This window comes from Streptosporangium sp. CA-115845, assembly GCF_050943795.1.
GTDB lineage: Bacteria > Actinomycetota > Actinomycetes > Streptosporangiales > Streptosporangiaceae > Streptosporangium.
Genome location: NZ_CP191988.1, coordinates 1581711 through 1605691 on the forward strand (window position 1 = coordinate 1581711; position 23981 = coordinate 1605691).

Annotated in this window: 17 protein-coding genes and 1 other RNA gene; 11 read left to right on the forward strand and 7 right to left on the reverse strand. The window is 71.2% G+C overall.

Annotated features, from left to right (window positions below):
- Positions 1 to 51: 51 nt before the first annotated feature.
- Positions 52 to 436: a transfer-messenger RNA gene (gene ssrA / locus ACQP0P_RS09555) on the forward strand.
- Positions 437 to 651: 215 nt separating this feature from the next.
- On the opposite strand, the gene ACQP0P_RS09560 is transcribed toward ssrA, so the two are convergent.
- On the reverse strand, positions 652 to 987 hold the full coding sequence (locus tag ACQP0P_RS09560; RefSeq protein ID WP_433373688.1) for a hypothetical protein: 336 nt from the start codon (positions 985 to 987) through the stop codon (positions 652 to 654).
- A complete protein-coding gene (iscB, locus tag ACQP0P_RS09565; RefSeq protein WP_433373691.1) occupies positions 984 to 2378 on the reverse strand; it encodes an RNA-guided endonuclease IscB in 1395 nt (464 codons plus the stop codon). Before iscB ends, ACQP0P_RS09560 begins: the two co-directional genes overlap by 4 nt.
- 474 nt (positions 2379 to 2852) lie before the next feature.
- Between iscB and ACQP0P_RS09570 the strand changes: the two genes are divergently transcribed.
- Entirely contained in the window at positions 2853 to 3029 is a 177-nt protein-coding gene (locus ACQP0P_RS09570; RefSeq protein WP_433373693.1) for a roadblock/LC7 domain-containing protein, read from the forward strand.
- A gap of 123 nt (positions 3030 to 3152) precedes the next feature.
- Here the strand turns inward: ACQP0P_RS09570 and glpK are convergent, their stop codons facing one another.
- Positions 3153 to 4670 (reverse strand): glycerol kinase GlpK, encoded by a 1518-nt coding sequence (gene glpK / locus ACQP0P_RS09575; protein ID WP_433373696.1) that lies wholly within the window; start codon positions 4668 to 4670, stop codon positions 3153 to 3155.
- A gap of 73 nt (positions 4671 to 4743) precedes the next feature.
- Positions 4744 to 5013 carry an aquaporin gene (locus tag ACQP0P_RS09580; protein ID WP_433373698.1) on the reverse strand — a complete coding sequence of 90 codons (270 nt, stop codon included), beginning with the start codon at positions 5011 to 5013 and terminating at the stop codon, positions 4744 to 4746.
- Between the two features lie 196 nt (positions 5014 to 5209).
- Between ACQP0P_RS09580 and ACQP0P_RS09585 the strand changes: the two genes are divergently transcribed.
- Positions 5210 to 6280, forward strand: coding sequence for a polysaccharide deacetylase family protein (locus ACQP0P_RS09585; protein ID WP_433373701.1), 1071 nt, complete (start codon positions 5210 to 5212; stop codon positions 6278 to 6280).
- An 18-nt stretch (positions 6281 to 6298) separates the two neighbouring features.
- Here the strand turns inward: ACQP0P_RS09585 and ACQP0P_RS09590 are convergent, their stop codons facing one another.
- Complete coding sequence (locus tag ACQP0P_RS09590) at positions 6299 to 7414, reverse strand: S1C family serine protease (protein WP_433373704.1); 1116 nt, start codon at positions 7412 to 7414, stop codon at positions 6299 to 6301.
- Between the two features lie 19 nt (positions 7415 to 7433).
- A complete protein-coding gene (locus ACQP0P_RS09595) occupies positions 7434 to 8897 on the reverse strand; it encodes an AMP-binding protein (protein WP_433373707.1) in 1464 nt (487 codons plus the stop codon).
- Positions 8898 to 9197: 300 nt separating this feature from the next.
- Between ACQP0P_RS09595 and ACQP0P_RS09600 the strand changes: the two genes are divergently transcribed.
- The 8 genes from ACQP0P_RS09600 to ACQP0P_RS09635 all read left to right on the forward strand — a co-directional run bounded on the left by ACQP0P_RS09600 (position 9198) and on the right by ACQP0P_RS09635 (position 23200).
- Positions 9198 to 10328 carry a hypothetical protein gene (locus ACQP0P_RS09600; RefSeq protein WP_433373709.1) on the forward strand — a complete coding sequence of 377 codons (1131 nt, stop codon included), beginning with the start codon at positions 9198 to 9200 and terminating at the stop codon, positions 10326 to 10328.
- Positions 10329 to 10494: 166 nt separating this feature from the next.
- On the forward strand, positions 10495 to 12711 hold the full coding sequence (locus tag ACQP0P_RS09605; RefSeq protein WP_433373712.1) for an acyl-CoA dehydrogenase: 2217 nt from the start codon (positions 10495 to 10497) through the stop codon (positions 12709 to 12711).
- Between the two features lie 57 nt (positions 12712 to 12768).
- Entirely contained in the window at positions 12769 to 14433 is a 1665-nt protein-coding gene (locus ACQP0P_RS09610) for a hypothetical protein (RefSeq protein ID WP_433373714.1), read from the forward strand.
- A 142-nt stretch (positions 14434 to 14575) separates the two neighbouring features.
- Complete coding sequence (locus tag ACQP0P_RS09615; RefSeq protein WP_350920967.1) at positions 14576 to 14698, forward strand: hypothetical protein; 123 nt, start codon at positions 14576 to 14578, stop codon at positions 14696 to 14698.
- Between the two features lie 138 nt (positions 14699 to 14836).
- Positions 14837 to 16156 (forward strand): glycosyltransferase family 4 protein, encoded by a 1320-nt coding sequence (locus ACQP0P_RS09620; RefSeq protein ID WP_433373717.1) that lies wholly within the window; start codon positions 14837 to 14839, stop codon positions 16154 to 16156.
- Positions 16153 to 20325: an alpha-(1->3)-arabinofuranosyltransferase domain-containing protein gene (locus tag ACQP0P_RS09625; RefSeq protein WP_433373720.1), complete on the forward strand. Its 4173-nt coding sequence runs from the start codon at positions 16153 to 16155 to the stop codon at positions 20323 to 20325. The genes ACQP0P_RS09620 and ACQP0P_RS09625 overlap by 4 nt, the downstream gene beginning before the upstream one ends.
- On the forward strand, positions 20322 to 21362 hold the full coding sequence (locus ACQP0P_RS09630) for a DUF3068 domain-containing protein (RefSeq protein ID WP_433373722.1): 1041 nt from the start codon (positions 20322 to 20324) through the stop codon (positions 21360 to 21362). Before ACQP0P_RS09625 ends, ACQP0P_RS09630 begins: the two co-directional genes overlap by 4 nt.
- Entirely contained in the window at positions 21359 to 23200 is a 1842-nt protein-coding gene (locus tag ACQP0P_RS09635) for a hypothetical protein (RefSeq protein WP_433373724.1), read from the forward strand. The genes ACQP0P_RS09630 and ACQP0P_RS09635 overlap by 4 nt, the downstream gene beginning before the upstream one ends.
- Here the strand turns inward: ACQP0P_RS09635 and ACQP0P_RS09640 are convergent.
- Positions 23181 to 23969: a class I SAM-dependent methyltransferase gene (locus ACQP0P_RS09640; RefSeq protein WP_433373727.1), complete on the reverse strand. Its 789-nt coding sequence runs from the start codon at positions 23967 to 23969 to the stop codon at positions 23181 to 23183. The two genes, ACQP0P_RS09635 and ACQP0P_RS09640, sit on opposite strands and share 20 nt — an antisense overlap.
- Between the last annotated feature and the right edge of the window lie 12 nt (positions 23970 to 23981).

Consider the following 23981-nt stretch of genomic DNA (forward strand, 5'->3'; position numbering starts at 1 on the left):
CAGGTATCTTCGGATAGCTCGCCCCTTCGGGGGCGGGTTGAAAATTCAACAGGGGGTGACTGGTTTCGACTTTGGCTTTGCAAGCCAGGTGAAGCGGGTCGAGGACTGCGGACATAACCTCGTTAACACTGTGACCGCGACCAACAAGTGCCAATAAGACGCACTCCGAAGTCAGCCAGGGCAACCTGGCACTCGCCGCCTAAGCAGCGAGTGACTTCTGCCGGCCCGGGAGCGCCTCCGGCCCGGATCCGGCATCGCTAGGAGGCTCAACCGATCGACCCGGCCACGGGGAAGATCGGGAAATCTTACAGTGGCTGAGCCCGTCGGCAACTTGCCTGCGTGATTGCCGGGGCTGAGAAAAGCACAGCGGGCTGCACCCGGAGAAGCCCTGTCTTGGAGTTGAAGGACGCGGGTTCGATTCCCGCCACCTCCACCCCCGTTCCGCGCTCGAACCGTGCGGAACAGATCGCCGAAGGGCGGTCGGGGCGGCGACCTCGCCGCCCCGACCGCCCTTCGTTCATGCGGGCCTTCGTTCATGCGGGGCGTCCGCTGTCAGCACGGTGATCTCGTCCTTGTCGGAGGCACGGCCGCGGGATGTGGCGGACTCGCCCGCCGGGATTCCCTTCGCACTCGGCGGTGGTTCTCCCGGGCCTAGATGGTGAGCGAGCTCTCGATGCGCCGGAGGTGGTGCCTGGCCAGGGCGAGGTTGGCACGGTCCCGGTCGAGCACCAGGTAGAGGAAGGTGTGGCCGCCGCTGTCGGCCAGCAGCCTGATGATGTGATACTGCCTGGCCAGCGTGATGAGGATGTCCTCCACGGAGTCGTTGATGTTCAGTGCCGCCAGGGTCCGGACCTTGGCGCGGACGACCTCGGTGTTGCCCGCCGCCGCCACCTCCAGATCCAGATCGCGGCTTCCTCCGATCGTGCCGAGGCACATGCCGCTTTCGTAGTCGACCAGTGCCGCACCGACCGAGCCGTCGATCGTCATCGGATACCTCCAGCGTGGAGACCCCCGCCTTCAGGCGGGGGAGGAAACGTGGCATGGTGCCGCGTTTCCGGGTGGGTGGTGTAGCCGTAGCCGTCGGCTCGCTGGAGTAGGTGGACGTGGCGGTGGCTGATGCCCTGCACGGTGCCGTGCCGGGTGGTGATGTTGAAGCTGCCGGTGGAGCGGACCGCGACCCGCCCGGTGTGAACTCCGGCCTTTTTGCCGGTCGGGACGGTCGCGCGGACCAGGTCGCCGGTGGTGAACCCCTTGACCTGCTTGGTCCGGGGTAGCCGCAGACGGGGGAAGCCGTAGCGGTCGGGGCGGGTGCGGGCGTAGGTGCCGCGCCCGGTCGCCTTGACCACCAGGACCTTGGAAGGCCAGGCGGTGACGTTCTCCAGGTGGCCGACGTGCAGCGCGTCCAACGTGTGCGACTTGGCGGCACCGGTGCGAGAGCGGTTCCACTTCGTGCGGCCACCGGAGGCGGTGTGAACGGACAGACCTGTCGCCTCCAGGGCCCGCCACAGTGCCCACCGGGTGGCGTTGACCGCCGCCGCGTCGCGCAGCGGCGCCTTCGCCTGCTTGAGGATCTTCGCCAGCAGGGCGGGCCTGTCCTTGAGGAACACCTCTACCGGTGTCGCGTTCTTGGCCTGGTTGCACCGGATACAGGCCAGGGTCAGGTTGCTGATCCGGTCGGAGCCGCCCCGGCTGCGAGGGTGGAGGTGGTCGAGGTTGAGCGGCACGCCGCTCGCGCCGCAGTAGGCGCAGGTGCGCCCCCATGTGGCCAGCAGGTATTCGCGCACCTCGTACCCGGCGAGGGTGCCCTGCTGATACTCCGCTCCTTCGAGCGATTTGCCCGCCGATAGGGCGCAGGTGTCGAAGGAGACCCGTTCCACCTGCACGGCTCGCACCGGTGCCCATCGGGTGAGCCGCACCACCTGCGACATGGTGGTGTCGACGCGGTGGCGCAGCGACGGCGCCAGCCACCCTTTCGGCTTGGTGCGGTTGAGGAACCGGGGGGTGCGGTAGCGCAGGTTCCGGGAACGGCGGCCCCGGCGCAGTGCGGCCCGCGAGGCGAGCCTGTCGCGGATCAGCGCGCCCCGGTGATCAAGCTGGATCGCATACCGCCCGGCCCGGCTCCCATCGTGGTCGGTGAACACGGCCAAGCCGGTGTGCTTGGAACCGGGATCGATACCGATCACGACGCCGTTCACAACACAATCGGCCGCTGACCGGTCCTTGAGACGGATGACGAACGGGGTGTGGCGGTGAACCACCGCCCGCCCGGCCGCCAGCAGACGACGGGCACGGGCGGGATGGCAGAGGTCGAGCGGGTGGCCGCGCTTGTCGAGGACGAACACGGCCGGGTGAACCTCACGGTTCGCTCCCTCAGACACCGAAGCGCCCTCGGGGTGACGCCGGTCCGGCGGTGCGGCCGAACCGATCTCCCCTCGCCCAGGTTCCATGCCAGTGCCCGGCGTCGCCGGGAGTCCGTGAGCCGTTTCGTGCCCACCCTCGGGCGTGTCTGCTCCCACGGATTCCAGAGCGGCAGGCTGAGGAAGCACCTGCCGGTGGGTCTGCTCACTTACATGAAACGTAGCCATCTGGGTCACACCTCCAGTTCATGATGGCCAGGGCTGGTCAACGCGGGGCTTCGAAGCGCATCGCTGCACCTCAAACCCCCTCCTCCAGGAGGGGTCGTTGACGAGCTTCTTTCCCAGGGGGCCGGTACGGGCGCCGCCTCGCCGGACGGAGTTGTCGGACGTGTGGACGAGGTCATCTGTGGCGGTAGATACGTAAAGTACACTCACCTACTACTGTTAGTCAGCTTCTCGGCCCTCAGGGGCCGAGCCTGCAACTCCTCGCCGTGCATGGGGGAGCTTCGTGAGGTGGTGATCCGTTGCCGCGGCGGATACATCGTCGTCTACGCCGTCCGCCAGGAGGCGCTGCTGGTCGTGCTCGCCGACGAGGGGCTGGACGTCTCCCGGCTCCACGTGGAGTCCCGGCCCACGGTGGAGCGGCTGGCCAAGGTGCTCACCGGAGCCTGACCGGGACTCTGACGGGACGCAGGCGGTGACCGGTGTGCCCGATGCCCGACGGGGTTCACCGGTCAGGGGCGGCGGGAGGGACGGGAGACGTTCCCGGCCGTCGGAGCGCGCGGAGCGGGGCGTTCAGGACACGTCGACCCAGTTGAGGGTGCGTTCGACCGCCTTCTTCCAGCCGGCGTAGCCGACGGCCCGCTGCTCCTCGGACCACTGCGGCTCCCAGCGGCGGCCCTCCTGCCAGTTCTGTCTGAGCTCGTCCTTCGACGTCCAGAAGCCGACGGCCAGCCCCGCGGCGTAGGCGGCCCCCAGCGCGGTCGTCTCGGCCACCACGGGCCTGGAGACGGGTACGCCGAGCAGGTCGGCCTGGATCTGCATGCACAGGTTGTTGGCGGTGACGCCGCCGTCGACCCGCAGGACGTCGAGGGTGACGCCGGAGTCCTGCCGCATCGCCTCGACCACGTCGCGGCTCTGGTAGCAGATCGCCTCCAGGGTGGCCCGCGCGAGGTGGGCGTTGTTGTTGAAGCGCGACAGGCCGACGATCGCGCCCCGGGCGTCCGACCGCCAGTACGGCGCGAAGAGGCCGGAGAAGGCGGGCACGAAGTAGACGCCGCCGTTGTCCTCGACCTGCCGGGCGAGCGACTCGCTCTGCGCCGCCCCCGAGATGATGCCGAGCTGGTCGCGGAGCCACTGCACGGCGGAGCCGGTCACGGCTATGGAACCCTCCAGCGCGTACACCGGCGGCTCCTCCCCGAAGCGGTAGCAGACGGTGGTGAGCAGGCCGTGTTTCGAGCGGACCAGATCGGTGCCGGTGTTGAGCAGCAGGAAGTTGCCGGTGCCGTAGGTGTTCTTGGCCTCGCCCACCTCGAAGCAGACCTGTCCGACGGTGGCGGCCTGCTGGTCGCCCAGGTCACCGGAGAGCGGGACCTCGCCACGCAGCGGGCCGCCCCTCCTGGTGGTGCCGTACAGACCGGGGTGGGAGGAGGGGGCGATGGCCGGCAGCATCCGGCGGGGGATGCCGAAGAACGACAGCAGTTCGTCGTCCCAGTCGAGGGTCTCCAGGTCCATCAGCATCGTGCGGCTGGCGTTGGTGGGGTCGGTGACGTGCACGCCGCCGTCGGTACCGCCGGTGAGATTCCACAGCAGCCAGGTGTCGGTGGTGCCGAAGATCGCCTCTCCGGCCTCGGCCGCCTCGCGTACCCCGTCCACGTTCTCCAGGATCCACTGGATCTTGCCGCCGGAGAAGTACGTCGCCGGGGGGAGGCCCGCCCGGTGGCGGATGACGTCGCCCCTGCCGTCGCGGTCCAGGGCCGAGGCGATCCGGTCGGTGCGGGTGTCCTGCCAGACGATCGCGTTGTGGTACGGGCGTCCGGTGGTCCGGTTCCAGACCACCGTGGTCTCGCGCTGGTTGGTGATGCCGAGCGCGGCGAGGTCGGCGGCGACCAGACCCGCCCTGTTCAGCGTCGTCTCGATCACCGCCCTGGTGCGCTCCCAGATCTCCGTGGGGTTGTGCTCGACCCACCCCGCCCGCGGCAGGATCTGCTCGTGTTCGAGCTGGTGCAGGGCTATCTCGTTGCCGCCGTGATCGAAGATCATGAAACGGGTGCTCGTCGTGCCCTGGTCGACCGCTCCGACGAAGTCAGGCATTGCGTGGTGCCTCCTTGGTGAGACTCTCCGGGGGATCTGCTGCTGTTCCTACCCGCGGTCGCCGCGTGCCCGTTCAGGGGTGGCGCGGGTCTTCGGGCGTTACGCGCCCCACCTCGGGGCCGGTCTCCTCGGAAGGAAGGAATCCGGCCACCAGGATCTCGTAGAGGAACGCCCCGATCAGCCCCCCGATGAGGGGCGCCACGATCGGCACCCAGAAGTAGAGCTGCCCGTACTGGTCCTGCCAGGCGGTCTCGTACCCGGTCAGGAACGAGGCGAGCCGAGGTCCGAAGTCGCGGGCGGGGTCGATATGCCGGGCGACGCCTGTCGCCCGCGGCTTCCACACCGGGTGGAAATCCCGCTGCCGATCGATTTCCCGCGGCGGACGCCCCTTCTGGGCGGGGCCGGTACGACGCGGAAAGGGCAGGGCCCGCGCGATATCGCCGAAAGCGGCTCCGGCGCGAACCTTTGCCAGCGGCGGAGGTCAACCCGCAGGTCAGAGGGGGATGAGAAGCGTATCGTCAGCGCGCTTGGAGGATTCGATGGGCCGTCTCAGAATAGGCAGGGCCGGTGCGGTGGTCGTCGCGGCAGGAGTCGTGCTGGCCGGATGTGGATCGGGACAGGACGAGGCCGCCGAGCAGAAGGCGAAGCTGGCCGCCGCGGCCAAGGCGTCGGCCGCCGCGGCGGCCTCGCAGGCCAACCTCCTCAAGACCAGGGCGGCGGCCGCCGCCAAGGTCAGAGCCAACGAGCTCGGTCAGGTCCCCGTTCTCATGTACCACCGGGTGGTCGACAAGCCCGCGACCCAGGACGACCGCACTCCCAAACAGTTCCGCACCGAGCTGGAGCGGCTGGCCAGGGAGGACTACGTGCCCGTCACCGCGGCCGAGTTCGTCACCGGGCGCATCGACATCCCGGCCGGCAAGCACCCCGTCGTCCTCACCTTCGACGACTCCTCACCCTCGCAGTTCGAGCTGGACGGGGTGGGCGTCCCCCGGCCGAACACCGCGGTCGCGATTCTGCAGAGCGTCGCCAAGGCCCACCCCGGCTTCCGCCCGGTCGGTACGTTCTACGTCACGCGTGACATGTTCGGCAAGGAGACGCCCGAGGAGGGGGCGCAGATGCTCCTCTGGCTCACCGACAAGGGCTTCGACATCGGCAACCACACCCGCGACCACCTCAACCTGCGGGGCAAGGAGAAGAAGGCGGTGAACGCGGAGGTGGCGGCGGGCCATCGGCTCATCACCGGGCTGATCAAGACGCCCCCGGTCACGCTGGCGCTGCCGTACGGCAACCAGCCCGACACCAAGGAGTGGGGTCTCAAGGGCTCCTCGGGTGACGTCTCCTACAACTACGGCGGCGTGTTCCTCGCCGGCTACACCCCCGCGCTGTCGCCGTTCAACAAGAAGTTCGACCCGCTCGGCATCCCGCGCATCCGGTCGATGGACAAGACGGGCGACTGCGCCAAGTTCTGCTCCGTGGCCTGGCTCGACTGGCTGAAGGCGAACCCAGACGAGCGTTACACCTCCGACGGCGACGCGAAGACGGTCGCCTTCCCCAAGTTCAAGGCGCCCTTCGTGGCCAAGTCCTTCAGCGATCGCGTGCTGCCCTACTGAGCCTGGTCCCGCCCCGGCTCAGCTCCCGTGCAACTCCTCAAGGGGAACGGAGAGGGTGGTCCTTGAGCCGTCGGGGCGCAGGATCTCGACCTTCGCGTCCTCGCCGGGCTTGAGGGACGACAGGACCGTCGACAGGTCCTGGGTCGACGGGGTGGGCGTGCCGTCGATCGAGACGATCAGGTCTCCGGCCTTGAGCCCCGCCCGCTGCGCGCCGCTGTTCTTCAGCACCCGTACGACGCTGACGCCGGCGGGCTCCCCGCTCATGTCGATCACGGTCCGTACCACGACGCCGAGCGCGGCCCGGTGGGTGTTGGTGACCTTGCCGTCCCTGATGATCTGCGTGGCGATGTCCTTGACGGTGTTGGAGGGGATCGCGAAGCCGATGCCCGCGGCCTGGGCGTTGCCGAGTTCGGGGTTGACGGCGGTCAGCGTCGGCACGCCGATGACCTCGCCCGCGAGGTTGACCAGGGCGCCGCCGCTGTTGCCCGGGTTGATCGGCGCGGAGGTCTGGATGGCCCCGCTGATCGTCGCCCCTGGCGAGTTGTCGCTGGAGGGCTCGTTGACGGTGCGGTCAAGCGCCGAGATGATCCCGCTGGTGACACTGCCGGACAGGCCCAGCGGGTTTCCCATGGCCAGCACGATCTGGCCGACCCGCAGCCCCGCGGAGTCGCCGAAGACGGCGGGCTTCAGCCCGGTCGGGTCGTCCACCTTGATCACGGCCAGGTCACCCAGCTCGAAGGAGCTGATCAGCCTGGCCGTCCGGGGGGTGCCCCCGGTGGCGAGCGTGACCTCGAATTGCTTGCTGCTCCCGACCACGTGGGCGTTGGTGATGATGTGCCCGGCGGTGTCGTACACGACCCCGGAGCCGAGGCTCTCCCTCGTGGTGATCTGCACGATGGACGGCAGCACCTTGGTGATGATCTGCTCGTAGGCGGCCTCCAGGGAACCGGGACCGCTTCCGGGAGCCGGTGTGGCCCCGGGCGAGCCTCCCGCGGAGGTGCCTGGGGAGATGCTCGCTGAGACGCTGGGTGAGCCGGCCGCCCCGGGGGGTTGCAGACTCATGCCCTGGCCGCAGCCCGCGAGCGTCATGACGGCGGTCGCAAGCAACGCGACGCCTGTCTTTGATCGTCCCATGCATGGGTATCTTCCCAGCTCAGGCAGGAAGATACGTCTCGCGAAGGCCACTGCGGCTGAGCTTGCCCGTGGGGGTGCGCGGCAGCCGGTCGCGATATTCGATCACCCGGGGATGCTTGAGGCGTGCCAGCCGGGCCACGCAGTGGGCCAGCAACTCGCCGGTGAGGTCCGCGCCGGGCACGGCGTCCGCCGAGGGCTGGACCAGCGCGACGACGCGCTGGCCCCATTCGGGGTCGGGTACGCCGATCACGGCGACGTCCGCCACCGAGGGGTGTTCCTGGAGCACCGCCTCGATCTCGGCGGGGTAGATGTTGACCCCGCCGGAGATGATCAGGTCGGTGCGCCGGTCGCAGAGGAACAGGTAGCCGTCGGTGTCCAGATAGCCGATGTCGCCGGGGGTGTAGAGGCGGCCACGCATCGCCGAGGCGGTCTTGGACGGGTCCTGGTGGTACTCGAAGCGGTTGACGCCGCCGATGTAGACCAGGCCCGGCTCGCCGGGCGGGAGCTCGTCGCCGTCGTCGCCGACGACGGTGAACTCCATGCCGTCGATGGCCCGGCCGACCGTGCCGGGCCGCTGGAGCCACTCCGCCGAGGAGACCATGGTGACCACGGCGGCCTCGGTCGAGCCGTAGTACTCCCACAGCACGGGGCCGAGCCAGTCGATCATCGCCTGCTTGGTGGCGGGCGGGCAGGGGGCAGCGCCGTGAAAGAGACGTGTTAACGACGATAAATCATGCTTTGTTCTGACGGAGGCGGGCAGGGCCAGCAGCCGGTGGAACATGGTCGGCACCATGAAGGCGTTGGTCACCCGGTGCCGCTCGATGAGCGCCAGTGTCTCCGCGGCGTCGAACCGCTCGGTCATCACCACCGTGTGGCCGAAGTGCAGGGCCATCATCGTCTGCCCGTACGGCGCGGAGTGGTAGAGCTGCGACAGTAGGAGGTGCACCCCGCCGGATTCGAGCCCGAAGTGCCGCCAGCTCTTGCGCATCAGGATCGGGTGGAGGCCCTCCGGGGTCAACTCGATCAGCCGCCGCCGTACGCCCTTGGGCCTGCCGGTGGTGCCCGAGGTGTAGAGCATCATCGACCCGGCCCTGCGCCCCTCGGGCGGGGTGGCCGGCTGCCCCTCGGCGAGGGCACCGGTCTCCATGAACCCGCCCGGCACGGCGTGCCCGTACCGCTCGGAGCCGACCACCACCCGCGCGGCGCAGTCGGTGATGATGTAGCCGATCTCCTCGGCGGTGTAGTGCCAGTTAACCGGGACGTGGTAGGCGCCGATCTGGTAGGTCGCGAGCATCATCGTGATCGCGTCGATCCCGTTGGACAGGACCGTCACGACCGCGTCGCCGGGCCGGGTACCGCGCGCCAGAAGGCCGTACGAGACCTGGTTGACCCGATCGTGCAGCTCGCCGTAGGTCACGCTGTCGCCCGCGACGACGGCGACGCGTCCGGGATCGGCCGTTGCGATCTCGTAGAAGCCCTTCATGGGCGTGACCATACAGAACGACATTCTGTTCATGGAAGAGGAAAGGCGATTACCTGGGCTGATGCACATCCCGTGACCGAAGCGTAATAAATGACGATGCGTCGAATCTTTCCCAGGTGACATACCCTGACGCGTATGGCGGACGTCGGCGGTAACTCCTCCGGGCGCTCTAACGAGAGATATATCCCCTCATATGACGCGCCCACGGCCCCCATTCCCGCCATTCCCGCTGAAGACGGTTCGGTCATCAGTCCCCGGGTGCCCAGAAGATTTCCCATCGGAGACGGTGAGGAGACCGTGTTGGTCTCCAGACCAACGCCGCCTGGATCGTTCCCCCACTCGCCGCCGCCCGATTCCGGCCGTTCCGACGCGACTTCCGGTGACGGGGCGGACGATCCGGGGGCGGAGACCGACCGGATGCGCGAGTCCGGTGGGCTCGGGACGATCCCGGTCAGGCAGATAGGCGGTTCCGCGGGCCCCTGGCGTCCCGACAGGGCCGGTGCTTCCGGTCAGACGGGTGCTTCCGGTCGGGCGGGCGCATCCGGTCGGGCGGGCACGGGGGGCGGGGCGGACGGCGGCGTCGCGACGGGGTGGCCCGGCGCGTCGCAGCGGCCCGGCGTGTTCGGCGAGCCGGGTGCGCAGGGTCAACCGGCCGGGCGGCCCCGGCCCGGCGTGCCGAGCGGAGCGGGACGGAAGTCCGGTGGCCTGCTGATGCGGATCGGCGACATCCCGATCCGGGTCGCCTACAGCCTGGGTGCCGCCGTCATCACCGGCGTCATCGTGGTTCTGATCTTCATACTCTTCTCCGGCGACGAGCCCTCGGACCCGGTGGGGGCCCGCCAGGGTGTGGCGCCCACGGCGCAGCCCTCGCCGGCCGTGTCTCCGATCACGCTGCCCGCCCTGCCGGACGTCACGGCGCTGAAGGCGCTGCCGGGCACGCCGAGCGTGGTGCTGGGCGCGGTGACCGACGCCAGGTCCGCGGTGACCTATGCCAGTCTGGGCAAGCCGTGGGCCGCCAAGGCCGTGCCGTCGTTCTCCGCCGGCCAGCAGGTCGGCTCGGCCGGGCTGCCGCGCACGGTCATCGCCTCGGGACCCCTGCCCGGTGCCACCCCGGCCAAGCCGCTCAAGAGCGACGCCGACTACCGCAGGGCGGCGTTGAGCGCGGTGAAGTGGACGATCCGCAACCACCACCCCGAGGGAGGCAAGGTCACCTGGACCGCCTCGCAGCGCCTGGCCACCGGCAAGGGGTGGGTGCTCGCCTACCGGGTGACCTACGAGGTCAAGGGCAAGGAGCGTTCCTCCCGGGCGGCGCTCGCGGTGATCGACATCGGCCGCCGCAAGCCCTCGGTGCTCTTCGTGACCGTGCCCGACACGCGCAAGCGGCTCTGGGCCGACATCGCCCCCGTGATGGCGAGCGTCCGCGCTCTCTGACGTACTGCTGCGGCCATACCCGTTCGGTGCGAGCCGGGCCCTTCCGCGGTCACCGGTGGGCTGCGGCGGCAAGGGGGCGGCGTACCTGGGGAAGAGGGGTCGCGCGTTGTGATGGAAGCACCTTCTAGAATATGATTCTGTCATTGAATCGCGTCTGGAGGCTGTCATGGCGATCGGATTGAGCGAGGAGCACGAGGCGCTCCGGGAATCGGTGACCGGGTGGGCGGAGCGCAACATCCCGTCCGAGGTCGTGCGTGCCGTCATCGCGGCCGAGGGTGAGGAGCGCCCCGGCTTCTGGCCGGGACTGGCCGACCAGGGCCTGCTCGGCCTGCACATCCCCGAGGAGCACGGCGGCAGCGGCTACGGCCTGCTGGAGACCGCCGTCGCCGTCGAGGCCCTCGGCGAGCACGTCGCTCCCGGCCCCTACGTGCCCACGGTGCTCGCCAGCGCCGTGGTCCTCGCCTCCGACGGCAAGGCGCACGCCGAGCTTCTGCCGGGCCTCGCCGACGGCACGCTGACCGGCGCGGTCGCGCTGGCCGCCTCGATCACCGGCACCCGTGGCGAGGACGGCGCCCTGACGATCGGCGGTGCCGCCGACCTGGTGCTGGGCGGCGCACTGGCCGACATCCTGGTGCTCCCGGTGAGCACGGACCGTGGCGAGGAGTGGGTGGCGGTGGACGCCTCCGCGGCGACCGTGACGCCGGTCGGCTCGCTCGACATCACCCGGGGCGTGGCCAAGGTCGGCCTGGACGCGGTCACCGTACCGGCCGGGCGGGTCCTCGACGGGCTGCAGGGTCCCGAGGTGCTCAACCTGGCCGCGATCCTGCTCGGGGCCGAGGCCGCGGGCGTCGCGTCGTGGTGCGTGACCGCCGCCGCGGAGTACGCCAAGGTCCGCGTGCAGTTCGGCCGCCCGATCGGGCAGTTCCAGGGGGTCAAGCACAAGGCCGCCCGGATGCTCGTCGCCCTGGAGCAGGCCCGTGCGACGGTATGGGACGCCGCCCGCGCCGCGGACGGCGGCGACGTCTCGGCGGACGAGCTGGCCTACGCCACCGCGATCGCGGGCCTGGTCGCCCCCGACGCGGCGGTGCTCTGCGCCAAGGACGCCGTGCAGATCTTCGGCGGCATCGGCTACACCTACGAGCACGACGTTCACCTGTACTACCGCCGCGCGCTGACCCTGCGCGCCCTGCTCGGCCCCTCGGGCGAGTGGGCGGAGTCGGTCGCCGAGCTGGCGCTGAACGGGGTGAGCAGGGAGCTGGAGATCGAGCTGCCCGAGGAGGCCGCCGAGCTGCGCGAGAGCATCCGGGCCGAGGTCGCCGCCTTCGCCGCGCTGGAGGGCAAGGAGCAGAAGCGGGCGCTGGCCGAGGCCGGCTACGTCATGCCGCACCTGGCCAGGCCATGGGGTCGCGACGCCAAGCCGCTGGAGCAGGTTCTCATCTTCCAGGAGCTCAAGGCCGCCGGGGTCAAGCTGCCCCAGATGATCATCGGTGCCTGGGTGGTGCCGTCGATCGCCGCGTACGGCACCCCCGAGCAGCAGGAGCGCTTCCTGCCCCCCACGCTGAGCGGCGAGATGATCTGGTGCCAGCTCTTCTCCGAGCCCGGCGCCGGCTCCGACCTCGCGTCCCTGCAGATGAAGGCCGAGAAGGTCGAGGGCGGCTGGCGGCTCAACGGCCAGAAGATCTGGACCTCCGTGGCGCACTTCGCCGAGTGGGGCATCTGCATCGCCCGCAACTCCTCGGCGGGTTCCAAGCACGAGGGCATCACCTACTTCCTCGTCGACATGAAGGGGGCCGGCGTCACCGTCAGGCCGCTCACCGAGATGACCGGCGAGAACCTGTTCAACGAGGTCTTCCTCGACGACGTGTTCGTCCCGGACGAGCTGGTCGTCGGCGAGGTGGGCCAGGGCTGGAAGGTCGCCAGGAACACCCTGTCCAACGAGCGGGTCTCGCTCTCGGGGGGCTCGGGCGGTACCGGTGCGTCCGTTCCGGACCTGCTCGGCCTGGCCGGGCGCCTCGGCCGGGAGCTGACCGCCGCCGAGCGCCAGGAGGTGGCGCGGGTCGTCTGCGAGGGGCACTCGATCGCCGCCCTCGGCCTGCGGGTGACCCTGAAGCAGCTGACCGGCGCCGAGCCCGGTGCCGACGCCTCGGTCCGCAAGCTGCTGTCCACCTCGCACGCCCAGCACGTCTCGGAGTGCGCGGTCTCGCTGCTCGGCTCCTCGGCCGTCGTCGCCGCCGACATGAAGCTCGGCGACGCCGGTTACTGGAACCGCGCCGTGCTCGCCACCCGTGCCATGACGATCTACGGCGGCACCACCGAGGTGCAGCTCAACATCATCGGCGAGCGCATGCTCGGCCTGCCCCGCGATCCCGAGCCGGGTAAGTAGTCCACAGCTCCGGCTATATGCACGTATATCCGGAGCAAGCGCATAAAGTCGGTCAGCATGGGCGGCGAGTGGGGCGAGACGGCGAAGCGGTTCGCGCCTGCCCTGCTCGGCCTGCTGTTCGGGCTGCTCGCGCTCGGGCCCGCGCTGGGACCGGGATTCGTGCTCAGGTACGACATGGTGTTCGTGCCCGACCCGCCGCCGGTGCTGCCCGGGGAGGGGTTTCCCCGGGCGGTGCCCAGTGACCTGGTGGTCGCGCTCCTCTCCTGGGTCGTCCCCGAACAGGTGGTCCAGAAGGTCGTGCTGCTGGGTGTCTTCGTGCTGGCCGCGTCCGGCGCGGCCGCGCTGGCGCCCTCCCGGAAGCTGGGGCCCCGCCTGGCGGCGGCGGCCTTCTACAGCTGGAACGCCTACCTCGCCCAGCGGCTCCTGCTTGGCCAGTGGGCACTGCTGCTGGGGGTCGCGGGACTGCCCTGGGCGGTGCGCGCGGTGGCGCTCGGCGGGCGGTCGCGGCTGGTCGCCGCGCTGCTCCCGGCGGCGGTGGGCGGATTCCAGGCGATGCTGGTCGCCGCGCCCGCCCTGCTCGCGACGGCGGCGACAGCGCCGGTGACAGCGCCGGTGACAGGGCCGGTGACAGGGCCGGCGACAGGGCCGGTGACAGCCGATGGAAGGTCCGCGACGCTCGCCAGGAGGGTGCGGGTCCGGCGGGTGCTGGAGGTCACGCTGGTCATGGCGGTGCTGAGCCTGCCCTGGCTGGTGCCCGCCCTGAGCAGCCGGGCGGTGACCGATCCGGCCGGGGCCTGGGCGTTCGCGGCCAGGGCCGACGGCCCACTGGGTACGGTCGGCAGCCTGCTCTCGCTCGGCGGGATCTGGAACGCCCACGCCGTCCTGCCCGGCCAGGAGACCTGGTGGTCGGCGATCGTACGGCTGCTGGTCGCCGCGGTCGCCGTCTGGGGGTTCGCTCGCCTGCCGGGCTCGCCGGCGCGCCACGGTGCCGGGGCGGCGGAGCCGTACCGGGCGGGGCTGGCGGTGGCGGCGGTGGCCGGGCTGGCGGTGGCGCTGGTGGGGGCCTTCGCCCCCGGCGTGCTGGGCGGCCTGATCGGCTGGTGGCCCGGGTTCGGGCCGCTCCGTGACGGGCAGCTGTACCTCGCCCCGTTCGTCCTGCTGCAGGCGGTGGGCCTGGCCGCGGTCGTCGCGCGCTGGAACTCGCGTGCCGTCGCGGCCGTCGCGGTGGCCACCCCGGTCCTGGTCCTGCCCACCTTCGCCCTCGGCGCGTTCGGCAGGCTGTCGGCGGTGGACTACCCGGACGAGTGGCGAAAGGTCCAGGCGATCGTGAACGCCGATCCCGCGCCGGGGGCGTTGCTCTCGCTGCCGTGGGGGGCGCACCGGGCGTTCGGCTGGAACGGCGACCGGGTGATCCTCGACCCCGCGACCAAGATGTTCCGGCGCCGGGTGCTCTGGAACGACGCGCTGCTGGTGGGGCTGCCCGGCGGAGGCAGACTGCGGGTCGCGGCGGAGGATCCGGCCTCCGCCGAGGTGGAGGCGGCGCTGGGCGTCGAGCCGGATGGGCGGATGACGGCACTAGCAGGGCTGAATGTCCGTTATGTTCTTATTTATGGCGGCGACAACCCGTTCCAAATCCCGGGGGGCGACGACCCGTTCCGTGGTTCCGCGACCGTCTTCCACGGGTCCGAACTCCGGTTGCTGCGTCTTGACGCACCTTCCTGAGCTGGGCGTATCCCTGGACCTCCGCGCTACCCGAGGGTAACTTTATTTGTCACATTTTCCCCAAAGCTATGGCTTATGAGATGAATCACGTTCTACTCTCGGCACACTGTCCGAATTCTGGAGGGAGAGCTCAGTGTTACGAGTGATCGCAGCCTTGGCCGTTGGCACGGTGCTGGCGGTGGGTGCCTCCGTGGCAGTGGTGAACGTGGCCGCCCCCACACCGGAGCCGCCCAACCGGCCTCTGTACAACTACGGCGACAGGTGATCCGAGGGGCCGGACAAGGGCCCCTCGGACGCGGTTTTCTCCCAGCCGCTCAGGCTGAACACCAATGGACAGTACGGAGCGTGGCTCCGCCGTGCCCCGAGTCGGGCGCGCGTCACCGTAGAGGATCGAGGAGACAGTGTGGCCGACACCGTGGCCTTTTCCGGCGGGAACGTGAACGCCGGATCCCGTCTGTTCAACCCGTCGTGGCCCAACCTGAGCGTGGAGGTCACCGAGACCCCCGAGACGTCCCTGCACGGGGTCCGGGTGGCGGTGCTGAACTTTCGCGAGCCACAGCAGTCGGCGGCAGGCGGCGCCGAGGAGTACGCCTGGCAGGTCAGCCGCTACCTGATCGCCCAGGGGGCCCTGGTCCACTTCGTGACCGGCCGTGAGCCCGGCCAGACCAGAGCCGAGCGGCGCAACGGCGTCGAGCTGCGCAGGATGGGCAACCGCTACCTCGTCTACCTGCTCGTACCGCTCTGGCTGCTGCTGCACCGCCGCCGCTTCGACGTGGTCATCGACTCGATGAACGGCATCCCGTTCTTCTCCCCCCTCGTGGTACGGCGCCGCACCACGGTGATCTGCCTGGTGCACCACGTGCACGACCGGCAGTTCCACGCCTTCCTGCCGTCCTGGCTGGCCAGGATCGGCTGCTTCATCGAGGGCCCGGTGGCCCGGCTGCTCTACCGCCGCCGCACCACGATCACGGTTTCCGAATCCTCCAGGACGGACCTTCGGGCCAGGCTGCGCTGGCTGGCCCCGATCCAGGTCGTCCCCAACGGCAGCCCGGTGGCCCGCTCGGTCGCGCGGCACCCCCTGCCCGGCGACCCCGCCGTGGTCTACCTGGGCCGGTTGGTCGGCCACAAGCGGATCGACCGTGTCGTCGGCCTGGCGGCCGAGCTGGCCGAGAGCAGTCCGGGGCTGCGGGTACACGTGGTGGGCCGCGGGCCTGAGTCCGACGCCCTCGCGGCGGTGGCGGCCGAGCTGGGCGTCGCCGACCGCGTGCACCTGCACGGATTCCTCAGCGAGCCGGGCAAGAACGCGGTGCTCGGCTCGGCCCTGCTGAACGTGACCGCCTCGGAGTTCGAGGGCTGGGGTCTCACCGTGATCGAGGCGGCCGCCTTCGGCGTGCCCACGGTCGCCTACGACGTCGCCGGGCTGCGCGACTCGATCAAGGACGGGGTGACCGGCTGGCTGGTCCGGGACGGCGAGACGCTCGCGGACGCGGTGGACCGGGCGATCGGGGAACTGGCCGACCCCGTACGGCGCGCGGCGATCCAGCAGGCCTGCCGGACCTGGGCGGGCGAGTTCACCTGGGGAAGAACTGGCGCTACTATAACCAGACTTATCGCCACAGAGCTCGCCGTAGCCGCCCGTCGACAGCAGCCCGTGAGCGCTGTGAGCTCGCCGGTCAGGACCCCCGACCTCCATCTCGCCATGGGTGAGACCGACCCCATTTGAGCACCGCATTGACCCCTGACAGCACGGACACCGGGCCCGCCCGGCTTCGACACCGGCTGCACCTGCTGGCCGGCTGCCTCCTGCTCGGGGCCATCGCGTTCAACACCTCACCCGGCCAGGTCATCTCCGAGACCAAGCTCGACATGGCGCTCAACCCCCTCGGCTTCCTCGCCCGGGCGACGCACCTGTGGGACGGCGCGTTCTTCGGTCACCTGCAGAACCAGGCGCACGGCTACCTGTTCCCGATGGGTCCGTTCTACGCCCTCTTCGAGGCGCTGGACATGCCCCCCTGGAACATCCAGCGCCTGTGGATGACCCTGGTGCTGTGCGCCGCCTTCGTCGGCGTCGAGCGGGTGGCCCGCGCGATGGGCATCGGCACCCCCGCCACCCGCGTACTGGCCGGGCTCGCCTACGCCCTGGCGCCGCACGCCGTCACGCTGATCGGGGTCAACTCCTCGGAGTTCCAGCCGAGCGCGGTGCTGCCCTGGATCCTGCTGCCGCTCGTGCACGGTGCCGGACAGCGGGCGAGCCCGCGCAGGGCGGCGGCCCTGTCGGCGCTGGCCCTCCTGTTCGCCGGCGGGATCAACGCCGTGGCCGTGCTCGCCGTGCTCGTCGTGCCGCTGCTGTACCTGCTGACCCGTGAGCGCGGCCCCCGCAGGAGGCACCTGCTGCTGTGGTGGCTGGGCTGTGTGGGCGCGGTGTCGATGTGGTGGCTGCTGCCCCTGCTGGTGATGGGCCGCTACATCTTCTCCTTCCTGCCCTTCATCGAGACCGCCGACGCCACCACGTACGTCACCTCGCTGATCAACGTCCTGCGCGGCACCTCGGGCTGGATCGCGTTCCTGCCGGTCGACGGGGCGGCGTTCCTGCCCGCGGCGTTCGAGCAGGCGACGGGACCCGTGATGATCGCGCTGACCGCGCTGGTCGCCGGGCTCGGCCTGGCCGGGATCGCCGCCCGCGCCACCCCGGAGCGGGGATTCCTCGCGATCAGCCTGCTGGCCGGGGTCGTGATCGTCTCCGCCGGCCACGCCGACGTGCTCGCCCACCCGTGGACCGAGCAGGTGAGGGCGCTGCTGGACGGTCCCCTCGCGCCCTTCCGCAACCTGCACAAGTTCGACGCGCTACTGCGGCTCCCACTCGCCCTCGGCCTGGCCGCCCTGCCACTGGCCGGTCCCGCGCGGCTGCGCAGACCCGTCCTCGCGGCGTCCGCGGTCCTCGTCGCACTCGGCGCGTCGCCCGTCGCCACCGCGGGTACGACCCCGGCCGGCGCGTTCGAGGACGTGCCCTCCTACTGGCGGGACGCGGCGACCTGGCTGAACCGGAACACCGGGGACGGCATGGTCCTGGCCGCCCCCGGGTCGCGCCGGGGCGAGTACCTGTGGGGCCGTCCGATGGACGAGCCCATGCAGTCGCTGCTGACCGTGCGCTGGGCCACCCACACCAACGTCCCCTGGGGGTCGCCGGGACTGGCCAGGCTGGTCCAGGCGGTGGACGAGCGCTTCGCCACCGGCCGGGGCTCGCCGGGGCTCACCTCGGCGCTGCGCCGGATGGGGGTCAGCTACCTGCTCGTCCGCAACGACCTGGCCAGGGAGAGCCTGGGCACCGCCTGGCCCGCGCGGGTGCACGAGACCATCGCCGAGTCCACCGGCCTGGAACGGGTCGCCGTCTTCGGTCCGGAGATCGGGACCAGGGCCAGCACGACGGCCGCGGGCTGGTTCGAGCAGCCCTACCAGGCGCTGGAGGTCTACGCGGTCCCCGACCCCGCGCCGCTCGTCGCCACGGTGCCCCGCGAGGGGACCCTCAGGGTGACCGGGGCCCCGGAGGCGGCGCTGGCCCTCGCCGAGGAGGACCTGCTCGACGACGACCGGCCCATGGTGGTCGGCAACGAGCCGGGCGCGGGCACGACGTCCCCCGAGCACACCGTGATGACCGACACGCTGCGCCGCCGCGAGATCGTCTTCGGCGACCTGCGCCGGATCGGCACCGCCACGCTCACCGAGGACCAGCCACTGGAACGCGGCAGGGAGAGCGACCTCACCGACCCCGCCTGGACCGCCGCCACCGCGACCGCCCGCTACTCCGGCATCCTTGACGTGCGGGCCTCCTCCGCCGAGTCGCGGGTCGGGGCCGCCGACCGGCGCGACCCCGGGCGGCAGCCGTACGCGGCGCTCGACGCCGACCCGCGCACCGGATGGCGCTCCGACGGCTGGCGGGGAGCCGTCGGGGAGTGGCTGGAGGTGCGCCTCGTCGAGCCTGTCGACATGCCGAAGATCACCGTCGCGTTCGAGAGGGGCAGGCTTGGACCCGCCGTGGCGGAGGTCGCCCTGGAGACCGACACGGGAACGCGCCTGGTGCCGGTCGCGGACTCGGTGGAACCGCAGCTGCTGAACCCGCCGGCCGGCAAGACCTCCCGGTTGCGGATCCGGGTCACCAAGCTGGTCTCGGAGCCCGCGTCGCGGGCCGGCACCCGGGTCGGCATCACCGAGGTCGCGATTCCCGGCGTGCGGGCGACGCGCAGCATCGTCGTTCCCGCCGACGGCGAGCGGGATCCGGGCACGGTGCTGCTGACCCGCCAGGGGTCCGCGTCGCCGTGTATGCACGGCTCGGCGACCTGGACCTGCTCGCCGTCCCTGGAGATCACCGGCGAGGACGGCTCCGGCTTCGACCGCACCTTCACGGTCCAGGACGCGGGGGAACGCGTCGTCACCGGCAGGACGGTGCTCACCGACCCCGCCTCCGCCCATCTGCTCACCACCGTCCCGGGCGTCTACCCCCAGGTGAGCGCCTCCTCCACGCTGGTCGACCATCCGGCCGTGCTCGGCCGCGCGGCCATGGACGGCGACCTGGACACGGCCTGGTACGCCCAGACCACCGACCGCCACCCGACGCTGACCGTCAAGCTCGGCAAGAAGACCACGATCTCGCAGATCATGGTCCTCTTCCCCGACTCGTTCCTGGGGCAGCCGCCGATCAAGGTGAGCGTGCGCGGCGGCGGTCGCACCGCGCAGGGCTGGGTCGGCTCCGACGGGCGCGTCTCCTTCGCGCCGATCCGCGCCGACCGCCTGGAGATCGGCTTCATTGCCCCGGCGTCCCGGTCGATCGAGGTGTCGGAGATCACCATCCCGGGGGTGAAACCGCTCGGCTCGCTGGAGCCCTTCCCGCTGAGGCTGCCCTGCGGCTACGGTCCCACGCTCACCGTGAACGGCAACCCGGCGGCCACCGAGATCGTCAGCGGCACGCTGGACGACGTGGTCAACGGCCGCCCGCTCGGCTACCGGACCTGCGAGCCGGTCGAGCTGGGCGCGGGGGAGGCGCGGATCAGCGCGTCCCCCAGCGACGCCTTCCGGGTCGAGTCGATGGTGGTGCGGACGTCCGACGACGGCGCCCGGGGCGCGGTCACGGCCACGCCCGCCACCGTGCGGGCATGGGGGCAGGGGGAGCGCCGGGTCCAGGTCTCCACCACGGCCCCCTCCTACCTGGTGGTCAACGAGAACCACAACGTCGGCTGGCAGGCGTACCTCGACGGCAGGCAACTGAAGCCGGTCAGGCTGGACGGCTGGCGGCAGGCGTGGGAACTGCCTTCGGGGCAGGGCGTCGTGACCATGCGCTACGAGCCTGACTCCGCCTACCGCACGGCGCTGGTCGGCGGCTGGACGCTGGTGCTGCTGGTGGTGGCGCTGGCGCTCGTCCGTCCCGCCTGGCCTGCCCGGTCGCCGGGGACGGGGCCCGCCGCGATCCGGGCGCTCTGGGTCTGGCCGTTCGTCCCGCTCCTCGGCCTGTGGACCGGAGGCTTCGCGGGCGTCGCGATCGTCACCGGGGCGGCGCTCCTGTTCGCCTGGCTGGGGGCGGTGGCCCAGGCCAGGCACGCCCGTCTCGGCGTGCTCCCCGGCCTGGCGGGCGCGGTGGCCACGCCCTGGGCACTGGTCGTGCCGACCGGCCTGGCCGGTCTCGCGCTCGCCGTCGGCACCCGGTACGGCGGGGTCGACGCGACCGAGGTGCTCACCGGGCCGCTGACCGGTGTGGTGCCGCAGGTGCTCTGCCTGCTGGCGCTCGCCTGGCTGACGGCCTGGCTTCCCGGCCGCGCCGCGGCCGAGGCGCCCGCGCCGTCGCGCGGCGGGACGGCCCGGCGGTCCGAACCCGAGTCCGAATCGGTGGTGGTGGGCCGGTGACCCGAGTCGGCATCCCCCGGACGGTGTTCGCGGGCGCGGGCGCCTTCCTGCTCACGCTCGCCGCGCTGCTCCGCTTCTACGTCTACGAGAGCGTGCTGGTCCTGCCGCTGGAGCAGGGCAGGACCTACCGGATGGTCGCGCTGGACGCCGACTACTTCGACACCGGCACGCTGACCTCGCACACCGGTGTCCCGCTGGTGTCCACCACGACGTTGAGCGGGGACGCGGGAGCCGGGACCGCCGACACGGCGGTGTGGGTGGAGTTCACCTCGTTGACGACCGCCACCGGGGACAGGATCGACTACCACGAGCGTCGGACCGCCTTCGACCGCCGTACCGGGATGGCCGTCGACTGCTGCGAGAGCTATGTCGACGAGGACCCCGACGCCCGGCAGTCGGGCCTGGCCTTCCGCCTGCCGTTCCGCGCCGAGCCGCGCTCGTACCCGATGTACGACACGACGCTCCGGCTGGCCGTCCCGCTCCGCTACGAGCGCCAGGAACAGATCAACGGTCTGCGGACCTACCGGTACACCTACACGGCCGGCCCGGTGAAGATCGAGGACTTCCCCGAGCAGTTCCCCGGCAAGGTGCTGGGACTGCCCGCCTGGCGGGCCATCGGCGTCTCCCGCTACGCCCAGGTGACCCGCACGCTCTGGGTCGAGCCGGAGAGTGGCCTGACCGTGAAGGTGGCGGAACGGCACCGCCAGGGCCTGCGCACCCCCGACGGCATCGAGCGCAGGGAGAGTCTGCGGGCCGACCTGGTGATGTCCGAGGAGGACGTCGACGCCAGGGTCTCCGACGTCCGCGCCTTCACCCGCTGGGTCCTCGTCGTCCGTGACCTGCTGCCCGCTGTCTTCCTCGCCGCCGGACTCCTGCTGGTCCTCTGGGGTCTGCGTCCCCGTAGGCCTTCCCGGGCTCCGGAGCCTGCCGGTGCCGGTCCGGGGCCGGCTGGGCTCACTGAGCCCGCCGATGTCTTCATGGAGCGGGTGTGGCCTCCCAAGCCCGCCGGTGCCGGACCGGAGCGTGAACGCGGATGAGCGGCGGCCAGGTGGAGGTGGAGCTGCGGCTGCCCAGTTGGGTGCACAGTCCGTTCGCGCGGCGGCACGGGCTCACGGTCGCGGCGCTGCTCCTGCTGCTCGCGGGGCTCGCGGTCAAGGGGTGGCTGCTCAGCCGTTCCCACTTCGCCGAGGACGACATCGTCTTCGTCGGCAGGGCGCTGGCCGAGCCCCTCGGCTGGGACCACCTGTTCCGGGTGCACATCGGCCATCTGATGCCGGGTGCCCTCGCCCTGGTCCGGGCCCTGACGGCGATCTCCGCCTACGACTGGGGCCTGGTCTCGATCGTGATCATGGCGCTGTACGCGGGCGCGGCCCTGGCGCTCTACCGGTTGCTGCGCCTGATCTGCGGTGCCAGGCCGCTCATCCTCGTCCCGTTCACCCTCTTTCTGTTCGCACCCGCCAACTTCCAGGCCGGCACCTGGTTCGCGGCGGCGCTCAACATCCTGCCGCTGCAGATCGCCATGATCATGGCGATCCGCTCCCAGCTGCTGCTGATCCGTACCGGCCGCGCCGGGCACGCGCTCGCCGGGATCGCCTGGATGTGCGCCGGGCTGCTCTTCTTCGAGAAGGCGGTGCTCATCCCGCCGGTGCTGCTGCTGTTCACGGTGCTGCTGCTGGCCCGCGAGCACGGCGTGGTCGGGGCGGTGCGCAGGCACTGGGGACTCTGGTCGGCCTATCTGGTGGTGGGCGGCGCCTATCTGACCGGTTACCTGCTGGCCTCGGGACGGAGCGGCGGTCAGGGGTTCGCGCTCCCCGAGTTCTACACGGCCGTGGAGTACATCGGGAACTTCCTCGGTGGCACGGTGCCGACACTGCTCGTGGGCGGCCCGCTGAGCTGGGGGGCGGAGACCACGGCGGGCCCGCTGGTCGCCCACCGGGCCGTCGAGGTCATCGTGGCCTGGCTGGTCCTGGCGGCCGTCGTCGTGGGCACCTGCCGCAGGCGCCCCGAGGCGGCCGGTGCCTGGGCGCTGGCCGTGGGCTACCTGCTGGTCGCGGACGCACTGCTGATCATGTTCAGCCGGTCGGGGTCGGTACAGCACGCCTTCGAGAGCCGCTACATCGCCGACGCGACGCCGGTGCTCGCCGTCTGCCTGGCCCTGGTCCTGATGCCGTGGCGGAAGACCGGGCCCCCGGGGCAGGACCTACCCGGGAACGGCGCGGTCTCACCGTTCGTCCTCCCCGCCGCGTGCGCCTACGTGGCGCTCACCCTGGTGTCGGCCGCGGGGTTCGCCCAGGGGCTGCCGGGCGAGCGCAATCGCGCCTACTTCGACGCGGCCCGCGCGGACCTGGCCAGGCTCGACCCCCAGACGGGTGTCTACCCCTCGCTGATACCCGACCAGATGCTCTTCCCCTGGCAGGCCGTCGAGGACCGGCTGACCTCCCGGGCGCTCAGCCCGCTCGCCGAGGGCGCCCTCGGCGAGCGGATCAGGTACCCGGGGGCGGCTCATCGCGCGGTGACCTTCGACGATCGCGGCCATCTGGTGCCCGCCGCCGTGTTCGGCGCCCAGGTGGCGGCCTGGGACGGTGGCTGCCTCCCGCTGAGCGACCGCACCGCCGTCGCCGACCTGCCCGCCGGGTACGAGGGGAACATCTTCCGCATCGACTACCGGGTGCCGAGGGACACCCGCGCCACGGTGCTCAGGGACGGGCGGCGGACCGAGGTCCCGCTCAGAGCCGGCCAGGACCGGGTCTACCTGCCGGCCGGGGCGGCCTCGGGGCCGGTACGGATCTCGGTCCAGGACGACGGGGTCTGCCTGCGCGCGGTGGCGCTCGGCATGGCGGTACCGGAGGAGGTGGTCAGTGGCGGCGCAGGATGAGCAGCAGGTTCCAGCTCACGATCTCGCGCAGCCCGGGAACGTGGATCACCGGGGTCGCCCAGCGCGGATGGTAGCGGGGCAGGGCGTCCAGGACCGTGGCGTCCGGCTGCCGCTTCGCCCAGCGCAGCGCCGCACCGATCGAGACCGGGTAGAGGCCGGCACCGTAGAGGTTCTTGGGCGGCTTGCCGTACTTGCGGGTGTAGCGTTCGGCGGCGCGGTGGCCGCCGAGGTAGTGCCAGGGCGAGGTCTCGTGGCCGCCCCAGGGCGAGAGCCAGTTGGTGAAGGACAGGTAGATCACACCGCCGGGACGGGTCACCCTGACCATCTCGTCGGCCATCCGCCACGGTCGCGGCACGTGCTCCAGCACGTTGGAGGAGAAGCAGACGTCCACCGAGCCGGTCGCCAGCGGCAGGTCGAGCGCGCTGCCCAGCACGGCGCCCTCCGGGGTGGCGCCCTGGCGGGCCATCATCTCGCCCGCGTCGCAGTCCACGCAGACCGGCCGGGCGCCCACGGACCGCAGCACGTCCGTGAAGTAGCCGGGGCCGCCACCGACGTCGGCGACGAGCGCGCCGTCCAGCTCGGTGTAGGAGGCGAGCTGGGCCACCGTGTCCCTGGCCAGCATGCCGTAGAAGAAGTCCGGGTCGCTCTGCTCCTTGCGGAAGCCGCCGAGCAGGGCGACGGACCGGCCCAGGGTGGCACGGAACGATGCCGGGTGGGTCTCCAACGCTGCTCCTCTACGGAGTAGAACAAACCAGGTGGGGCGGAGCATAACACCGCATCG

Bases quoted from the DNA above. Each gene is read 5' to 3' on its own strand.
- ACQP0P_RS09560 (WP_433373688.1), bottom strand. From the start codon at position 987: ATGACGATCGACGGCTCGGTCGGTGCGGCACTGGTCGACTACGAAAGC.
- ACQP0P_RS09570 (WP_433373693.1), top strand. From the start codon at position 2,853: ATGGGGGAGCTTCGTGAGGTGGTGATCCGTTGCCGCGGCGGATACATC.
- glpK (WP_433373696.1), bottom strand. From the start codon at position 4,670: ATGCCTGACTTCGTCGGAGCGGTCGACCAGGGCACGACGAGCACCCGT.
- ACQP0P_RS09585 (WP_433373701.1), top strand. From the start codon at position 5,210: ATGGGCCGTCTCAGAATAGGCAGGGCCGGTGCGGTGGTCGTCGCGGCA.
- ACQP0P_RS09590 (WP_433373704.1), bottom strand. From the start codon at position 7,414: ATGGGACGATCAAAGACAGGCGTCGCGTTGCTTGCGACCGCCGTCATG.
- ACQP0P_RS09595 (WP_433373707.1), bottom strand. From the start codon at position 8,897: ATGAAGGGCTTCTACGAGATCGCAACGGCCGATCCCGGACGCGTCGCC.
- ACQP0P_RS09605 (WP_433373712.1), top strand. From the start codon at position 10,495: ATGGCGATCGGATTGAGCGAGGAGCACGAGGCGCTCCGGGAATCGGTG.
- ACQP0P_RS09610 (WP_433373714.1), top strand. From the start codon at position 12,769: ATGGGCGGCGAGTGGGGCGAGACGGCGAAGCGGTTCGCGCCTGCCCTG.
- ACQP0P_RS09635 (WP_433373724.1), top strand. From the start codon at position 21,359: ATGAGCGGCGGCCAGGTGGAGGTGGAGCTGCGGCTGCCCAGTTGGGTG.
- ACQP0P_RS09640 (WP_433373727.1), bottom strand. From the start codon at position 23,969: ATGCTCCGCCCCACCTGGTTTGTTCTACTCCGTAGAGGAGCAGCGTTG.